Genomic DNA, 18,174 nt, shown 5'->3' with positions numbered 1-18,174 from the left:
TACGATTATTTACTTTTCATCGTTTTTATTTTCCTGATTAAAAAAAAGATAAGAATCTACTATACCCTTTACTTTATCCAACACAACGGGTTTAGAAAGGTAATCGTCCATTCCCTGCTCAAGACAGGTTTCACGCTCCCCGTTTAAAACTCTTGCTGTTAAAGCAATAATAGGTATATGAGCTCCATTTAACTTTTCAATTTCCCTTATTTTTTTAGTCGCATCCAAGCCACTCATTTCCGGCATCTGAATATCCATAAATATAAGGTTCGGATTTTCAGTCTGGTATTTTTCTACTGCCTCTTTACCGTTTTCAACTATTACTAATTTGGCATCGGGAACAACTTTCATTAAAATCTCTCTTGCAAGCAATTGATTTACAGGGTTATCTTCTGCAACCATAATGGTAATGTCCTTCCCTGTGAATAAGGTATCATTAGCAGTAGGCAAAGCTTCTTTTTTAGTTTCTTTAAATAACGAGTCATCATTAGTTAACTGATCTAAAACAGCTTTTAATTTACCCGAATGAATTGGTTTTGTGTAATTAAAGTTTATTTCCAGCTCTTTTGCAGCATTAAAAATAAGTTCATCATTGGCAGAACTATGTAGAAGCATAACAGGAAATTCTTCCGAAGACAATTTCATGGTATTCCTTATATGGGCTATAAGATCAACTCCCGACATATAAGGCATATTATAGTCTACTATAGCCAGATCAAAGTCCTTATGTTTTTCCAGCAGCTCCATAGCTTCTATACCATTAGTAGCCATAACAGTGTGAATATTCATTCCTGCCAGCATGGCTTCTAAAATACGCCTGTTGCTGTCATTATCGTCTACTATGAGTATTTTCTTTATATTACGTGGTGAGGTTTTCTTTGATATAGGCTTTTGTTCAGGAACAACAAATTTAACTGTAAAATAAAACTCACTACCTACATTTAATTCGCTCTTTACATCCAACTTACTGTTCATTAAGGCTAACAGCTTGTTGCTTATGGTAAGACCTAATCCTGTACCTCCATATTTTCGTGTTGTAGAACTGTCTTCCTGATCAAAAGCACCAAATATTTTCTGCAACTTATCAGGAGCTATACCTACCCCGGTATCCCTTACTGAAAACTCAAAGGTTGTTTCATTCTGTTCTTCGTCAGATTTCATGGATTTCAGCTGTAACTCTACTTCTCCTTCAGATGTAAACTTAATTGCATTAGACAACAAATTAGTCAACACCTGTCTTAGCCTTACCGGATCGGCATATACATATCGCTGAATATCCGGAGCTATATTTAATAATACTTCCAGCTTTTTTTGTTCTGCCAGATGGCGTATAACATCAATAGTCTGTTCACATAACTCATAAACATCTATCTCTTCAGAATGCAGTTCCAGTTTTCCTGCTTCAATTTTAGAAAAGTCGAGTATATCATTAATTACATCTAATAACAGATTGGCTGAGTTGTTGACATTCTTAAGATATTCTGCCTGACTTTCCGAAAGCGGAGTTTTAATAAGCAGGTCTGTAAAACCAATAATACCGTTAAGAGGTGTACGTATCTCATGGCTCATATTGGCCAGAAATTCAGATTTTGACTTACTTGCCGCCTCTGCTTTGTGTTTGGCCTCTGTTAAGGATGCCTCCAAAGTTTTTTGCCCCGTAATATCCCAATTGGTTCCCAGCATACGTACAGGATTATTATTTTCGTCCCTGTAAACCGTGCCTTTAGCCCTTATATAACGTAAAGAACCTCCCGGTAATATTATTCTGAAATCAGTATCATAAACAGAATGCCCTGCAATGGAATCCTGTAATAACGATTCTATTTTGTTTACATCTTCCGGGTGAACCCTACTTATCCATAAATCATAATGCGATTCATTATTCTTAGAATCACTTCCGTATAATTTATACATTGTTTCATCCCAGTAAATTTTATTATGGAGGATATCATAATCCCAAATCCCTATAATAGAAGCTTCAAATGCTGCCTGAAGCCTGCTTTCTGCATTTACCCTTCTGGTAATATCCCTAAAGGCAGCCACAGTAATAAAACCTTTGGGAGACCATGTTGAGTTTAAGGTCATCTCTACAGGAAATTCCTCCCCATCATTTTTATTAACATAGATTTCTATTACCGAAGAACCCTGGTATTTTTTTCCTGTTGTTCTATTGAATTTATATGTTCAAAATAACGCTCCAAATGTTGCTTGTGAACAGAATGAAAACGTTCGGGGATAAGAGATGTAATTGCCCGTCCTTTAAGTTCTTCTTCGCTATAGCCGAAAATATCGACCATCAGGCTATTAGACAATTCTATAATACCCTGCTTATTGACTACAATTAGAGGATTGGGGGTTGCATTTAAATACATGTGGATTACATGTAATTCCTCCTCTGCAGCCCTTTTTTCCGTATCAATACGATTAATTCCGCGGGATACTATAAGAAGTAATATAAGGGTTGCGAAAATTAAGACAACTGCTACCATAGCAATTGAGAAATCGGCAGCAAAATAACCTTTTCTAAAGCAATAAAGGATGATGTATGATAACAGTAAAGTTGCTACCAGCAACTGAAAAAATAATCTTCGTATCATAAAACTTCCTATTCTCTTGCTGGTAAAAAGTTCGGTCATGCCAAATCTTGGAATAATTAGAGATACTGCCAACCCTGCCATAAAAAAGCTTATGGCTGTGTGAATTGCCATAGATGATATAAACCTTATTTTATCAAAAGTGGGAATATTATATATAAAAGCAGTAATGGCAAAAAATGATAGGAGAATTACAGATACCGAAAAATAGGCTGCTACCTTTTTTGCCTTATCACTATTAGATCTTATCAAAACAAGCGAAATGCTCATAAATATAAAACACAACGAAGTGGCCATAGACATCCTCCCCGGAGTAGGATTTCCTGTGGCTATACCTCTTTCGTCCTGCACAACAAGCTGATCTATTCCTAAATCAAAATGCCCTATGTATTGTACAAGGGTTACAGTAGCAAGGATTAAAAGCAAAATATTTAAAACTTCCGAAATCTTAAAACAATGCCTCCCTTGTGTGCAGAAAATAACGCATGCCAATAGAAAAAAGCAAAATGCAGTATTAAACTTCATGGTAGGCAACCCGAGATAAACCTGTGTGAAAATCTCTATATGAAAGAGCCATCCTAACATTGCGAATAGAGAGATAGCCCAAAGTATAATCGCTATATACCTGATAAACTTCTGATAGAGATTTAATTTTACCATACTTAAATTTAAAGCAACTTACTTACTAAGGTAGTAATTTATTTCTTACTTACTCTTAAGTAATCACTAATAAATAAAGGAAAAACAGAGGGAATAATTTGAGAAATAAACCAATATTTACTAAAGGTATACGGTTTTAAAATACCCTTAGATAACATGAGCTTTTTTCATATTATGTAGAGGTAAATTATTTACTCTTCTTTGTATTAAAACAAACCTCCATCATTTTATACAACTCCGGATGCTTACGTTTTAACAGGTCAGGGCGTTCAAAAAAATATTCGGCAGCAACGGCAAAAAATTCAGCCTGATTGGTTCCGCCATATTTGCGTATATCCGACTTATCATCATTTATCGCTTCCATCTTCTTGTGTATCAAATCCAACCATGGAATAGCATACTTATGCCCCAGTAATTTTTCAGGAATACCGTCTACCAAACCGTCCATCTTATCAATAAGATGAACAAACTCATGAATACCCGTATTGCCTTTATCTGTTGTATTGGAAAAGCCATGATATAAAGCCTTTTGAGATAATATCATCTGGTTTTCAAACCTACCTGTACCCACCAAGCCACCTATATTTCGTGAACTTGCAGTATCGGCAAACTCCATATCTTCATTAAAATAATCGGGGTAGAGTAAAACACCACTAAGATTGTAATAATGCCATTCGTTGAAACCAAAAACAGGAATAACAGCACTACTTGCCACTAACAGTTTGTCAAGATCAGTAATTTCAAGTTGTACCCCCTCTATATACACTTCGCTAAGAAACAGCATAATACGCTTTTGAAATTCTACCTGTTTTCCTGCTGAAAGATTTCTGTAAAACAGTACGTTTTCTAACAACAAAGTATGCCATTCGGCAGGAAAAGCTTTTACTACAGCCTGTTTAGGTTTTTTAACTAAAACAAAACCAATGGCTACAAGAATTACTGCCAGCAGTATAATATAAATCATGAGGTGTTTATTATTTGATGATAAAGATACTATAAGATTTATGGCAAATAAAAAAGCTATTCAGAAATGAATAGCTTTTTTATTAATGATGGTGTTCTCCGCCACCTTCATTTTTTATAAGATGGCTCTGAATGTAATATGCCCCTTTAAGCACTATTTTGGCATCATCATCTATTTTTTGAAGTACTGCAACCTGTGTATAACCCAATTGTGAGGTACCTGTTTTTACCTCTATACGCTGAAAATGGTACATACCTTCTTCCTCATCATGTTCATGAGCATGCCCGTCGTCGTGTGAGTGTCCCTCTGTAGCATCATGGTCATGATCGTGATCATGAGAATGGCTTTCTTTTTTATCATGCTCGTGTTCTTCTTCAAGTATAAAGATATATTCCCTGCCATCTGCCCTTACTATAGCATCATTAGGTAATGACTGTACTTCTCTTTTACCTACATCTATAAGTGCATTAACATACATGCCCGGAATTAATGACTGACCGGAATTAACTATATCAGCATGAACCGCTACCGATTTGGTATCGTTCTCAAATGACTTACTGATATTGAATATCTTACCCGTAATCTCTGTATTATCCTGATTAGTAAGTATAAAGCGAACTGTTTGCCCCGGCTTAACCTTATACAGGTCTTTCTCATAAATTAAAAGATCTACGTGCAATTTTGAATTATCTACAATAGTAAGTAATGGCTTACCAACTTCTGCATTAGCACCAAGAGTAATGTTTATTTCGGTAACATGGCCTGAAATAGGCGCTGTAATTGCCATAACAGAATTAACCGAAGTCTTACTTAAATGTAGCATGGAAAGCTGTTTATCTAACGAATTAAATCTGGCCTTCTCAATCTCATAGTCTGATTTTGTACGCTGAAAAACCTTTTTAGAATTTACATTCTCCTCACTCAATATCTTTTGTCTATCATATTCAAGTTCAAGAAACTCAAGATTGTTCTTAGATGTCAGGTAGGCCTCCTGAAGCTGTGCAAACTCAGGACTCTCCAAAGTAGCCAATACCTGTCCCTTTTTCACTTCCTGTCCTTCAACTATTTTAATGGAAGTTACTATACCGGTCATGTGTACCGATACATCTGCCTGATTTTGAGGAGGTAGTTTTGTATATCCGTTTGCGTTTATAACTTCACTCAGGTTCTTCATTGAATAGGTACCTAACTCTATAGATGATGCTTTAAACTGCGCTTCATTTAACTCTACTTCCTTATTAGCGGAACCTTCTTCTTCATGATTATGTGCCTCTTCGGCTTGCGCTTTATTGTTAGCTTCTTTACTGTCATTAGTTTTCTTATCACAGCCTGCAAATAGAAAAGCCGCCGTAAGAATATAAAGAGATATATTTAGTTTTATCTTTTTCATTGTTTACTGGTTTAAAAGGTATTGAAGGTTAATTACGGCCTGATTGTGGTTATTTATGGCATTAATATAGTTGATCCTGATAGTAAGTGCCGTTTCAAGCCCCTGCACATACTCAACATAAGAAATATCACCGTTTAGATAAGCCTTAGATGAGTTGTTTGATATAACCTCGGCATTAGGCAATGCCGTAGTTACATAGTAATTAACCAACGACTGGAATGTGGTTAACTGATCTAATTGCTGCGTATACTGACTGCTTAGTTGTTCTTTCAGGTAGTCTGCATTCATTTGCTGTATTTGAGCATTGGTTTTAGCAGCCTTTATTTTAGCAATATTATTTCCTGCAAAAATTGGTATCCCTATTCCCACAGAGAATCCCTGAAACCTTAAGGCCCCATCGTAATTAACAGTAACACCGTTTACATCCTGCATGCCACGCATAGACTGTATAAAATACCCCGCTGTAATATCGGGCCATAATACAGATTTCTCAACTCTCACATTGGCTTCGGCAATTTCTACATTCTGCATAGCCAGTTTTATATTGGCATTGTCCTTAACATAGGAAGAGTCTGCTACCTGTAGTGAGGGTAAAGCAGTAAAAACAGTATCAGAAACCATAAAACCTTCCTTAAGATCAAGCAGTACTTTAAGTTTTGACTTCTCTACTTTAATTAATGCTTCATATTGCATTATCTGTTGCTCCAGTTCCTGTTGCTTTGCCAGTGCGGTAGTACTTTCCAGAGAACCTGTTTCCCCAACCCTGAATTTTAGATCGGATGCCTTTACAAACCTTTTCATGTATTTATTATGGTCTTGCAATACTTTATTCAGTTCGCTGTAATACAGCATGGCATTCCAGGACTGACGAATATTATAAACGATTTCCTGCTTAGTTACTCCCAGCTTTAATTCTCCTGCAGTTGCATTCTCGTTTAGCAGTTTTCTTTTTGCTTCATACTGAAAGGGGTTAAAGGTTTGAGAAATACTGAAATACTTATCCTTTTCTGCCGTATTCACCTGACCAAAAGTCCCTGTGATTTCTGTTTTTGGTAAATCGAATGCTGTTCCTCTCAATTGTTTCTGCCTTTCACTATCCATTGCAGAAGCCTGTATTCCCTTATTGCTTTCCAGAGCTATGCCAATAGCCTTATTTAAATCTATAGGCTGCTCCTGTGCATTCGCTCCTGTAACCGAAATTAATATGAAAAGAAGTGTCAAAACCTTTGTTTTAGGTCTGGCAGTAAATCCTTTTTCAAAATAATAATACAAAATAGGCAGTACCACAAGCGTAAGCAAAGTAGCAGTTATAAGTCCTCCAATAACTACAGTCGCTAAAGGTTTTTGTACCTCTGCCCCTGCTCCAGTACTTAATGCCATAGGCAAAAATCCTAATGATGCCACCGATGCCGTTAATATTACAGGGCGCAGCCTCACTTTAGTTCCTTCTTTTATTCGTTCATAGATATCGTCCATACCCTGTTCTTTTAACTGATTAAAATAAGCTATCAAAACAATACCGTTAAGCACCGCCACACCAAATAAAGCTATAAATCCTACTCCTGCCGAAATACTGAAAGGCATACCACGCAGCCAAAGTGCAAACACCCCTCCTATGGCGGATAAAGGAATAGCTGTAAAAATTAATACAGACTGCTTAACCGACTTAAAAGTAAAAAACAGTAGGATGAATATTAAGCCTAATGCCACAGGCACAGCAACCATAAGGCGTTTATTGGCCTCTACCAGATTTTCAAACTGACCTCCATAAGTAAGATAATAACCTGCCGGAAGTTTAAAGTTGGCATCCAGTTTTTCCTTAATTCGGTTAACTACAGTTTCCACATCGGCACCACGCACATTAAACCCTACTACTATTCGCCTTCTACCGTCTTCACGGCTTATCTGCATTGGTCCGTCTTCATATTTAATCTCAGCTACCTGCTCTAACGGAATTTGATTTCCTGAGGGCAACGGAATATATAATGACTTGATGTTAGTAATGTCCTGACGGCTTTCTTCTGAAAGGCGAACCACAAGATCAAAACGTTTCTCCCCTTCATACACAGTCCCTGCCGATTCTCCTGCAAACCCCATACGGATAGCCCTGTTTAAATCTCCGGTATTCAACCCGTAAAGGGCAAGCCTGTCTTTATTATACCTTACTGTGATTTGAGGTAATCCGGCTACTCTTTCTGCCCTGGCATCGGTAACACCATCAATACCCTCTATCAACTGCAGTACTTCATCACCTTTGCTTACCAGCATATCTATATCTTCACCAAATATCTTAATGGCAACATCGCTTCTCACCCCTGTCATAAGCTCATTCATACGCATTTGTACAGGTTGTGAAAACTCGGTAATCGCCCCGGGTATCTCTTCCAGTGCCTCTTCCATTTTCTCCATAAGTTCCTCTTTGGTTTTGGCAGAAGTCCATTCATTCTTATCCTTAAGAATTATAATCATATCCCCTGCCTCAATAGGCATTGGATCGGTTGGAATTTCTGCACTACCTATTTTAGTAACGATCATATCAATTTCAGGAAATTTAGCTTTAAGTAGTTTCTCTGCTTTTGTAGTTGCCTCAACCTCCTGCGACAGAGAACTTCCGGATGCTATAATAAGATGGGTTGCTATATCGCCTTCGTCTAAAGTAGGGATAAACTCCCCTCCAAGCGATTTAAAAACAAATAGGGTCAGTATAAACAGGGCAACCGCCATACCTATTATAATCTTTTTAATCTGTAATGCCTTATTAAGTAGCGGGCGATAAAAATTATAGATTGCGTTAATTATCTTATCACTAAAATTAGGTGTATGTCCGGTTACCTTTTTAAGCACAAGGGAACTCATCATAGGGACATAAGTAAGTGATAACAGAAAGGCTCCTAATATGGCAAAGGATACTGTTTGAGCCATTGGTCCGAACATCTTACCTTCTGTACCCACAAGAGCCAATATAGGCAGGTATACTATTAGTATTATAATCTCTCCAAATGCAGCACTACTTCTTATTTTAGAAGAGGCTTGGTAAACTTCTTCATTCATTTCAGCTGAAGTAAGTTCCCTCTTTTTGACAGACTCGAGCCTGTGAATTATCGCCTCAACTATAATTACTGCACCATCTACTATAATACCAAAATCAATAGCACCAAGACTCATCAGGTTACCGCTTACCCCAAAAATTCGCATCATGGTTATTGCAAAAAGCAGCGCTAATGGTATTACAGAAGCTACAACTAAACCGGCACGCCAGTTTCCTAACAGCAAGACCAATACAAAAATTACAATTAAAGCTCCTTCAATAAGGTTAGTACGCACAGTACCTATAGCCTTATCTACCAGTTTGGTCCTGTCCATGAAAGGTTCTATGGAGACTCCTTCGGGTAATGACTTTCTTATCTGTTCCATTTTGACTTTAACACGGTCTACCACCTCGCCGCTGTTTTCACCTTTAAGCATCATTACCATTCCGCTTACCTCTTCGCCATTACCATCTTTTGTTACGGCTCCGTATCTAATACTGCTGCCTATATTAACTTCGGCTACATCACGAACTAATATCGGAATACCCTTTTTATTCTTGATAACGATTTTTTTAATGTCCTCAATACCGTTAATCATACCTATACCTCTAATAAAATAAGCATAGGGTTTCTTGTCTATATAGGCGCCTCCTGTATTTTCATTGTTTGATTCAAGAGCATCAAATATTTCCGAAATGGTAACATCCATGCTCTTAAGCCTGTCCGGTTGTACGGCTATCTCATACTGCTTTAAAAAACCTCCTAGGGTATTTACCTCTGCCACTCCGGGAGTACCGGTTAACTGCGGTTTTATAATCCAGTCCTGTATGGTGCGAAGTTGTGTAGCATCATACTTGTCTTCATATCCTTTTTGGGGGAATACAACATATTGGTATATTTCTCCTAAACCCGTACTTATAGGTGCCATTCCCGGCGTACCTAAACTTTTAGGAATAACATCTTCTGCTTCACGGATTCTTTCCGAGATTTGTGCCCTTGCCCAATATATGTCTACATCCTCTTCAAACACTACGGTTACTACACTAAGCCCAAAACGGCTTATGGAACGTAACTCAACCACATTCGGGATTGATTTTAGAGAAATTTCTATAGGATAGGTAATAAACTGTTCTACATCCTGAGTAGCCAGCGATGGTGAAGTTGTTATTACCTGTACCTGATTGTTAGTTATATCAGGTAAAGCATCAATAGAAAGATTTTTTAGGGAAAAAATACCTGTAACTATCAACGCCAGTGTAAAAAGTCCAACAATAAATTTGTTGTTAATGCTAAAATGAATAATCTTATCTAACATCTGTTTGTTTTATTACTATAATGATTATTAAACAGCCTTAAAGGTTGGGATAAGGCCGTGAATTTACAGCCGGCTATTAACCGGCAAATCATTATACTAATTGGGGTGGCTGCCAGATGGAGCCATAAAACTCGTGGTTTAACGATTGATAGAAGTTAGAAATTAACCTGTTTTTAGGTTTAGGTATAAAAAAAGTAAACTCGGTTAGCTGTTGTAAAACTACAGCTGCCACACAGCTGCCACATACACAAAAAGGTGTGCATATTTCAATATCAGTATGATGATGGTCATCCTCATCAGCCTGAGTAATTTGTGCGGCCTTATTATTGTTTACACTTGCATGAGCATCTGTACATGGCAAAACCATCAGTACAAAAAGATATACCGAAAGAAATGAAGTTAATATTTGCCTGATGCGTTGCATGTGGTAAATTTAATAAACTTTTTGTAAAACAAAACTCCGTTTCTTAAAAGGAATGGAGTTTTATGATTCAAACAGCAAAATATGAACAAAAAAATCTGTTTGTCGCCTTTTTTACCAATGTACTATATAATTACATTCAGGTTAAATAGCTAAAATTGCACAAACTAACTAAAACTTATACAATTGAAACGCATTACTTTAACCCCGTTAAAGAAGTACTTACCTCTACTTCTTCTTTCAGCATTGGCAGGTATCCCAACTAATGCCCAGTCACGCAAAGGAAATTTAAAACTTGTGCCTAACAATTCCTCACACAGACTTTATGTAACTTTTGCCGGCGAGAACAGTCATCCGGAAGAAATAACAAACCTTTTAGATGAATATACTGCCCGTTTAAAAAAAGCATATCCTTTGCTTCCTGAAAAAGCAGAAGAATTATCACAGCTGGCTATTAAAAATACAGGCAATGACAATTCGGTAAAAAACCTGATTTATACTTATGAGGTTAAAGCACCTATCTCAGATGAACGACTATTGGAACTGGGTAATAAACTTGAAAAACTTGATGTAGTTAAATACTGCGCCTTAATAACTGCCAATCCGGTTAAATCACCTTCAGATATCCCTCCCTCAACTCCATTGTTTATTGAACAGCAAAGCTATATTACCGATTTTGGGGTAAATATGACGTATGCCTGGGGCTTATATTTTGCGAGAAAATAAAACACGGAAATATAAAAGTCAGAAATGTAAATAACGATTTTACATTAGTCATTTTTATGTGGTATAAAATGTGGTATTTGTAGTAACTGGCTGCGCAATATAGTTAATTTATGGTTAAGAAATTTTAGTTTGAAACCTTAAAATAGTCATTTCTTAATATTTCACATTTATCTTTATCCGTTATATAATAATAACAAAAAAGGGGAAGCTGATTAGCTTCCCCTTTTTTGTTATTATTATATAACTATTGTTTTTTTACATATTTAGTTAGTATCACAATCATTTGTCCTTCTATTTTACCTTCAATTTGTTCAGGGTTATCATGCACCAGCCTTATGTTTCTTACAGCCGTACCTATTTTTGCATTAAGTGAAGAACCTTTAACATCCAGATCTTTAATCAATGTAACGGTATCACCGTTTTGAAGTATATTTCCGTTACTGTCCTTATGTAAAGAAGCATTAACATCACTTAAATGATCTCCTGTTTCTTTAGCCCACTCTAAATTATCTTCTTCAAGATAAATCATATCCAAAGCATCTGCAGCCCAGCTCTCGTTTCTAAATCGGTTAAGCATTCTCCAAGATACAACCTGTACAGCGGGTACCTCACTCCACATAGAAGTTAACAGTATATTTTCCCATAACTTACTGTCTAACTCCTCCTTTTTTTCAATTTGATTAATAAATTTTTCGTTAATCAGTATAGCTGCATCTGCTCCATTCCTACTTATAGAAGGAACTTCATAAATTTTCAGGTTATCTGCTTCTCCGCTTAACTCACATTTATTTCCGCTTCGCTGCTTTATTATATCTTCTGCTTTCATTTTAACTTATTTGATTAGGCTGCAAAAGTAAAAATTGCTGATAAAGTAATCGTTATAATCATCCGTAAATAAAACAAACAATAACTAAGTATTTCACAATCAAAAATTTAAAAACTACAGAAATCCAAATTCAGGTTTTCCCGCAATTGTTGATAAAGAAAACAAACTCTTTAACATATAGTTTGTTTTTTTTGTAACAAAAAGTTATTTTTGAGTCTAACAAAAAACCACCCAGATTATGACTTTTCGAAGCTTATCCGATGTTATTTCCTGCATTAAACAATGGAATAATATTAGAAACAACGGTACTGAAGTTGTTAATTACCTTAATTTAGGAAATGCGTTTTCCTACACTCTTAAATCTACTACTTCTGACTTACATGCCTATCCTGGAGTATGTAATGGTAACGAGTTTTACATGTTCCTTATTCCGGCAAATCAGGATACTAATCAAAGTGAGGCCGATTTATTTAATGCCATAACAATTTGCCAGGTTAGCCGTGTTTTAGGCGACCCTCATACTATCCCGGAACCAGAGGCTCTAAATAGAATTAATGCATGGAGCAAGAACTATTCGCAGTGGGCAAACAGTCAAATAAGCAGAGCCGCTGTAACAGATGGTATTTTTCAGGTTTTCAATATGCCTAGTACATACATGAAGCCAAACCATGAGTATGTTACATTTTTTGCTTTAAAAACAAGTCCAAAAGCAACAACCGGCTTTGATGCCGATTTAGTGACAAACGATCCGGCCAGCAGCTCCAGTTTCTACGATACTGTGGTTCCAATGCCTCCATATACAGCCTTGCCGCAAAGTTCTTTTTATTTATTGTCGTTAGCAACAGTATAGCTAAATATGACTATAGCTGAATTTTTAAAGCATATGACCTTTATCTCTCCTGTACTTCTTATTACAGGAGTAGGTATAGGTTTATATTACTATAAAAATTTAAAGAAAGAATATAAATATATTTTTTTTTACCTGGTAATTTGTTTGTTAACAGATGCTACTACCCGTATTGTAGGAGAAATAACTAAAAACAATCTTATTTTAATTGTTTTCTTCAGTTTTTTTGAACTTTTTTTCTTTACAGTCTTCTATCAAATATGTTTTTTTAAAAGAAAGGTGTGGCCTGTAATAATTGGAAGCATCATTTTTGGTATATATATTATTTGGGAAATATTTTCATTATGGAACATACCCCCGGCAGAGTTTCAAACCTATTCTAAAACACTGAGTTCTTTCCTTATTATATTTATGGCCATTAATTATTTACTTGAAAAAATAGAGCATAAGGAAAAAAACAACCGTGTTATAATGCTCAATTCAGCAATAATTATTTTTTACTCGCTACACTTAATATTTTTCCTTCCAATTAATTTTCTTATTAATGTTCCTTCTGTAATTAAATTTTATTTCTGGACTGCTAATCTTTTGCTAACATTTATATTTTACGCATTTTTAATAAAGGAAATATGGAAAAATGGCTCGACCCAAAAACAATTGCGCTCTGGATTGTAATTGTACTGCTTATTATATCGCTTCTTGCTTTTTCATTTATAAGACTGGTAAGAATCAACTTTAGGCGTATCGTAGAAGAGAGGCTTAAAGAGTCGCGTACACAAATAGAACACCAAAAGCAGCTCCTTGAAACCGGTATAATTGCACAGGAACAGGAAAGAACCAGAATTGCGGCAGACTTACACGACTCCCTTATTGGAAAATTAACTGTTTTAAGGCTTAAAAACCAAACAGCACAAAACACAGAAGAAATAGACTCTTTATTAGGGGAAAGTATAGCAGAGGCCCGAAGAATATCACACGATCTTACACCGCCAATGCCTAAATTCATTACTCTTGATGAACTAATTGAGAATATACTTGCCCCCTGGAAAAAACAATTTAGTTTAACTTTTAGGAAAAGTATTTTCAGTGAAAAAAATATTCCTAACGATCTTAAAATACAAATTGTAAGGGTTATACAGGAGATTATAATAAATATACATAAGCATGCTGAGGCTACAAATGTTTTTGTACATTTAAGAATGAGCCCTACCCTGCTCTCTATAACCATAAAAGATAATGGAAAAGGGTTTGATGTAGAAAAAGCAAAAAAAGGAATTGGTTTAAAAAACATTGAGTTGCGAATGCTCTTTATAAAAGGCCAACATAAAATAAAAACAGGAAACAAAGGGACTACTGCCATTTTAGCCTTAAATCACTCAAAAATTGAATCTGAATGAAAGATATCCTGATTGCCATAACCGATGATGACAGCCTTATAGCACAGTTACTGGAAAGCTATCTTAGTACTTGTCCTAATTTTAAAGTCTTATTTACTGCTAATAACGGGCTGGATTTAATTGAAAAACTTAAAACCGCCACCGCATTACCCGATATATTACTATTAGACCTTAAGATGGAAGGTATGGATGGTGTGGAAACTACACAATATATAAAAGCAAACCATCCTGAAATAAAAATAATAGTAATATCGTCGCATTACCAAAACACTTTTTTAGGCTTCCTTTTTAAAACCGGAGCTTCGGCTTTTGTGCCTAAAGGTATATCTCCTGTATTGCTTAAAGAGATAATTACAAGAGTCCATCAAACAGGTATTTATTTTATGGAAGACCAAATAGACAGTATGCGCGAACAGATTTCGTCTAAATCACCTAAACCTGACTTAAATGATGAAAATGACCTGTCTGAACGTGAAATAGATGTACTAAAGCTCATCTGTATGCAAAAAACAGCCAAAGAAATTGGTGAGACCCTTTTTATCACTACAAGAACAGTAGAAGGACACAAAAACAACCTGTTTGCAAAAACGGGAGCAAAAAACATTGCAGGTCTGGTTATTTATGCGGTACAGCACAACATAATCAATATACACGACCTTAATTTGTAAACCTTTGTTATAGGTAAAAATACCTACCCTTTAAAACAGGTAATACCCTCCTTATGTAAAATATACATGTAAAGTACTTTAGCGATGTTAAAAACAAGCTAACCAATTAATACTTTACATTATGTATTCTTTATCTAACGCGGTTAAGAAAACAAATAAAAAGACTACGGTCGGATTATTGCTGTTTTCTTCACTACTTATTACTACAGTATCCTGTAAAAAGGAAACTAAAGAAACAAAACCGGAAAACGGGGACATTGCACAAATAGTTCCTCAGGAGTTCCCGCAAGACCTTGGAATATCAGGATTTAATTTCCCTGAAGATTCAACAGCTGTCTACAACTGGCTTAACAATCGTGATACTGATAATATCACTAAACACGCCTGGGGTATTTGGGCAGGACTTACTCAAAAAACAAACGAAACCTATAAGGGAGATACACTTCGTGTATTTGAAACCTGGATGGGTGTAAAAGAAGTTGCCGCACATTGCCGTACAGTTGCTCTAAAAGGGCAGGAAATTAAACAGGTAAAAACAGCTAGAACACAGCTTAGTGTACCAAGACAGTTTACCCATGCTCAACTTTTAGCCAATAAAGAGGTAGTTCAAACCAACTTTCAGTTGTTTGAAACTGTATCATATAGTCCGGGAGCGGCACAATATGCTATAGACAATAAAATCTTTAACTTTTCTGTACTTAACAGCTATAAGCCAAAAGATACACTAACAGGTATTGGCAGGATAAAACCTTTCCCAAGCAATGCCATAACGCTTAAACCTACCTATTTTACAGGTGTCCCTGATAAAAACGGATTAATAAGAATACCTACGTGGCCTGGCACTCCTACTCCGCCAAAAGCATTTAAAGATACTGTTTGGAATACCTATGTATATGCAGATATAACCAACAGCCAGCCGGCAAACAAAAAACTGGTTCCAGTAACTACAGAAAACCCGTCGCCGGAACAAATTAAAAATGCCACCTGTAATGTTAGCGACTTTATAAACTATAAGCTTGACAAAGAAGCCGCTGATTTTCTTAACAAAAATGAAGATATAGATAACCCTCAGGTATTTAAGGAAGGTGATCTTATCTTATTGGTTGCAATGCACGTAGGTACTAAAGAAATAAGTAACTGGACATGGCAAACCTTCTTTTGGAGCTACCAGCCCGATACACCTTTTGCACCAAGTTCTACTGCCGAAGCTAACTTAAGGCCTTCTCAAATAAAAGGTGCTGCTGCACATTATGCCGTTGCTACCGCTTATGCTATGGTATGGCCTAACCAGCCTATTAACGGAGGTACTAATACAAATGTAGAAGCTATTATTGCCTTTAACCCATATCTGGAAGCAGGTTTTGACCCTTCAACTTTTCAAAACAAGAACGGTACTTACCCTAACAAACTTGGCTTTGAATACGGAGTTCAAACCAACTGTATGAGTTGCCATGCGCTGGCTACAGTTTCGGGTAATGTAGGCTATACTGCAGATCAGTACATAAGCATGAACGACCTTTCAATCTTTAGAGGTGAAACTCAGGTAGATTTTGCCTGGTCTATACAGGGTAATATAAACAAAGACCAGTAAGACTTAGTTTTTAGTTAAGAGGTATGTAAAATTACCTGTTCTAAAGAACAGGTAATTGCTACCTCAAACAACCGGGTTTTAATATAGAATTTTACAATACATAAAAAACAATTACTAACCACAAAAAACAAATTATTATGGAAGATCAATATTTAGGAACTATATTGCTTTTTGCAGGCAATTTCCTACCTGCAAATTTTAAATATTGTAACGGCGATTTACTGCCTATATCCGAAAATCAGGCTCTATTTTCAATAATAGGCTCATATTACGGAGGTGATGGCAGAACTACTTTTGCTTTACCTGATTTAAGAGGAACAGTGCCTATTGGCGCAGGAGCAAAACCAGGACACGCGAGTTATGTTTTAGGGCAAGCGGCAGGATCAGAAACCAATACAATATTAACAAGCAACATGCCTCCTCATAACCATACTGTACAGGTAGCTGTAAATAATACCGCTGCAAATGTATCAACTCCCGTTATTGGCTCTACAATTGCTGCTCCGGGCACGCCCAGCGGCAGAGGATCATCACCTACTTACGGTTATATTAACGCAGACCCTAATACTCCATTAAATGGTAAAACAGCTATCTGTGGTAATACAGGTTCAGGAATCCCTTTAAATAATATGCAGCCTTATCAGGCCATTAATTATATTATTTGTGTAAATGGACTATACCCTTCAAGGAGCTAATCTTTTAAACAACCTTAAAAAATATTTAAATCAGGCAATTTTTTAGTTGTCTGATTTAACTGATTTAGACACTTTCTTATAAAAGTAGGTTTTGCCCGGCATTTAAGGCGATGCAAAAACTAAAAAAATGACTAACTAATTTTTTGGCCCATGAAAAAACTTTATCTTTTATTTTTCTTGTTTTTGTGTATGCTTATGCGGGCACAAACAACAGAAACTTTTGAAACGGAAACCTCTGGCTCGACATCTTTTACAGATAATGGCCAGGTTTTTAACATCACTTCACAAACACAAGGTCCCTTTGATATACAAACCGGATATCCGGATACAGGCTGGAACGGAACAAGTATTGACAACAGATACATAGATAATGATGGCAATGCAGATGCCGGAATTCCTGTTGAGTTTACAATATCCGCTGCAGGAGGCACATCCTTTTATTTAAAAAGTATGTGGCTATATCTGGCTGATAATGCAGCTAATATAACAACTGTTTCGGGATCAGTAACAGTTACCGGGTCTTTAGGTGGTTCAACACAATTTTCTGCCACGAGCAGCTCAGGTTTTAATACTTCATTGGGAGTTTCAAATGGTTTTACCTTTATTAACATAGCTAATTTTGGAGGTTCAAATAATTCCTCAATATTAATTGATAAATTTACCATTACTACTACAGGTGATATAGCATATGTAGCTTTAGATGCCATGACATGGCAGGCTGCTCCTTCCTGTGCTCTAAGCGCATCAATAAGCTCACAAACTAATATTGCTTGTAATGGTGGTTCAAATGGCAGCCTTTCTGTGACTGCTTCAGGAGGAACCCCTAATTATACTTATGCATGGAGCAATGGTTCAACAACAACTAATACATCTTCTGCCACTAATACTATAAATAGCCTTATTGCAGGTACATATAGTGTTACAATTACAGATGGTAACGGTTGTACAGCTACAGCCAGCGCTACAATTACACAACCTACAAGTGCACTAACGGCTACAATATCAAAAACAGACGTGAGCTGTTACGGTGGAACTAACGGTACGGCAAGTG

At 36.4% G+C, this 18,174-nt stretch carries 14 protein-coding genes; 7 read left to right on the top strand and 7 right to left on the bottom strand.

The window, feature by feature from the left end; all coding sequences use genetic code 11:
• Nucleotides 1-9: 9 nt before the first annotated feature.
• The 6 genes from NU09_RS02220 to NU09_RS02195 form a co-directional block, all read right to left on the bottom strand.
• Complete coding sequence (locus tag NU09_RS02220) at nt 10-2,085, bottom strand: response regulator (protein ID WP_129749627.1); 2,076 nt, start codon at nt 2,083-2,085, stop codon at nt 10-12.
• A 47-nt stretch (nt 2,086-2,132) separates the two neighbouring features.
• The gene (locus NU09_RS02215; protein ID WP_165357644.1) at nt 2,133-3,020 is read right to left on the bottom strand and encodes a PAS domain-containing protein; all 888 of its coding nucleotides are present in this window, start codon (nt 3,018-3,020) and stop codon (nt 2,133-2,135) included.
• 421 nt (nt 3,021-3,441) lie between these two features.
• A complete protein-coding gene (locus tag NU09_RS02210) occupies nt 3,442-4,218 on the bottom strand; it encodes a zinc-dependent peptidase (RefSeq protein ID WP_129749625.1) in 777 nt (258 codons plus the stop codon).
• A gap of 82 nt (nt 4,219-4,300) precedes the next feature.
• A complete protein-coding gene (locus NU09_RS02205) occupies nt 4,301-5,608 on the bottom strand; it encodes an efflux RND transporter periplasmic adaptor subunit (protein ID WP_129749624.1) in 1,308 nt (435 codons plus the stop codon).
• Between the two features lie 3 nt (nt 5,609-5,611).
• Nucleotides 5,612-9,952 (bottom strand): CusA/CzcA family heavy metal efflux RND transporter, encoded by a 4,341-nt coding sequence (locus NU09_RS02200; RefSeq protein ID WP_129749623.1) that lies wholly within the window; start codon nt 9,950-9,952, stop codon nt 5,612-5,614.
• Between the two features lie 91 nt (nt 9,953-10,043).
• Nucleotides 10,044-10,376, bottom strand: coding sequence for a DUF6660 family protein (locus tag NU09_RS02195; protein WP_129749622.1), 333 nt, complete (start codon nt 10,374-10,376; stop codon nt 10,044-10,046).
• A 183-nt stretch (nt 10,377-10,559) separates the two neighbouring features.
• On the opposite strand from NU09_RS02195, the gene NU09_RS02190 reads away from it, so the two are divergent.
• Nucleotides 10,560-11,099, top strand: a complete 540-nt coding sequence (locus NU09_RS02190) for a hypothetical protein (protein WP_129749621.1) — start codon at nt 10,560-10,562, stop codon at nt 11,097-11,099.
• Nucleotides 11,100-11,343: 244 nt separating this feature from the next.
• On the opposite strand, the gene NU09_RS02185 is transcribed toward NU09_RS02190, so the two are convergent.
• Nucleotides 11,344-11,925 (bottom strand): PhnA domain-containing protein, encoded by a 582-nt coding sequence (locus NU09_RS02185; protein WP_129749620.1) that lies wholly within the window; start codon nt 11,923-11,925, stop codon nt 11,344-11,346.
• A 238-nt stretch (nt 11,926-12,163) separates the two neighbouring features.
• Between NU09_RS02185 and NU09_RS02180 the strand changes: the two genes are divergently transcribed.
• The 6 genes from NU09_RS02180 to NU09_RS02155 all read left to right on the top strand — a co-directional run.
• Entirely contained in the window at nt 12,164-12,775 is a 612-nt protein-coding gene (locus tag NU09_RS02180) for a hypothetical protein (RefSeq protein WP_129749619.1), read from the top strand.
• Between the two features lie 626 nt (nt 12,776-13,401).
• Nucleotides 13,402-14,169, top strand: coding sequence for a sensor histidine kinase (locus tag NU09_RS02175; protein WP_129749618.1), 768 nt, complete (start codon nt 13,402-13,404; stop codon nt 14,167-14,169).
• A complete protein-coding gene (locus NU09_RS02170; RefSeq protein WP_129749617.1) occupies nt 14,166-14,837 on the top strand; it encodes a response regulator transcription factor in 672 nt (223 codons plus the stop codon). The genes NU09_RS02175 and NU09_RS02170 overlap by 4 nt, the downstream gene beginning before the upstream one ends.
• A gap of 121 nt (nt 14,838-14,958) precedes the next feature.
• Nucleotides 14,959-16,428: a hypothetical protein gene (locus tag NU09_RS02165; RefSeq protein ID WP_129749616.1), complete on the top strand. Its 1,470-nt coding sequence runs from the start codon at nt 14,959-14,961 to the stop codon at nt 16,426-16,428.
• Between the two features lie 137 nt (nt 16,429-16,565).
• A complete protein-coding gene (locus NU09_RS02160) occupies nt 16,566-17,123 on the top strand; it encodes a phage tail protein (protein ID WP_129749615.1) in 558 nt (185 codons plus the stop codon).
• A gap of 150 nt (nt 17,124-17,273) precedes the next feature.
• The coding region (locus NU09_RS02155; protein ID WP_129749614.1) for a SprB repeat-containing protein at nt 17,274-18,174 on the top strand (901 nt) is incomplete at its 3' end.

Origin of the sequence: Flavobacterium beibuense (assembly GCF_004151245.1) — a bacterium.
Taxonomy (GTDB): Bacteria; Bacteroidota; Bacteroidia; order Flavobacteriales; family Flavobacteriaceae; genus Flavobacterium; species Flavobacterium beibuense_A.
The sequence above is the reverse complement of the archived record's forward strand: the minus strand, read 5'-3'. Positions and strand labels throughout refer to the sequence as shown.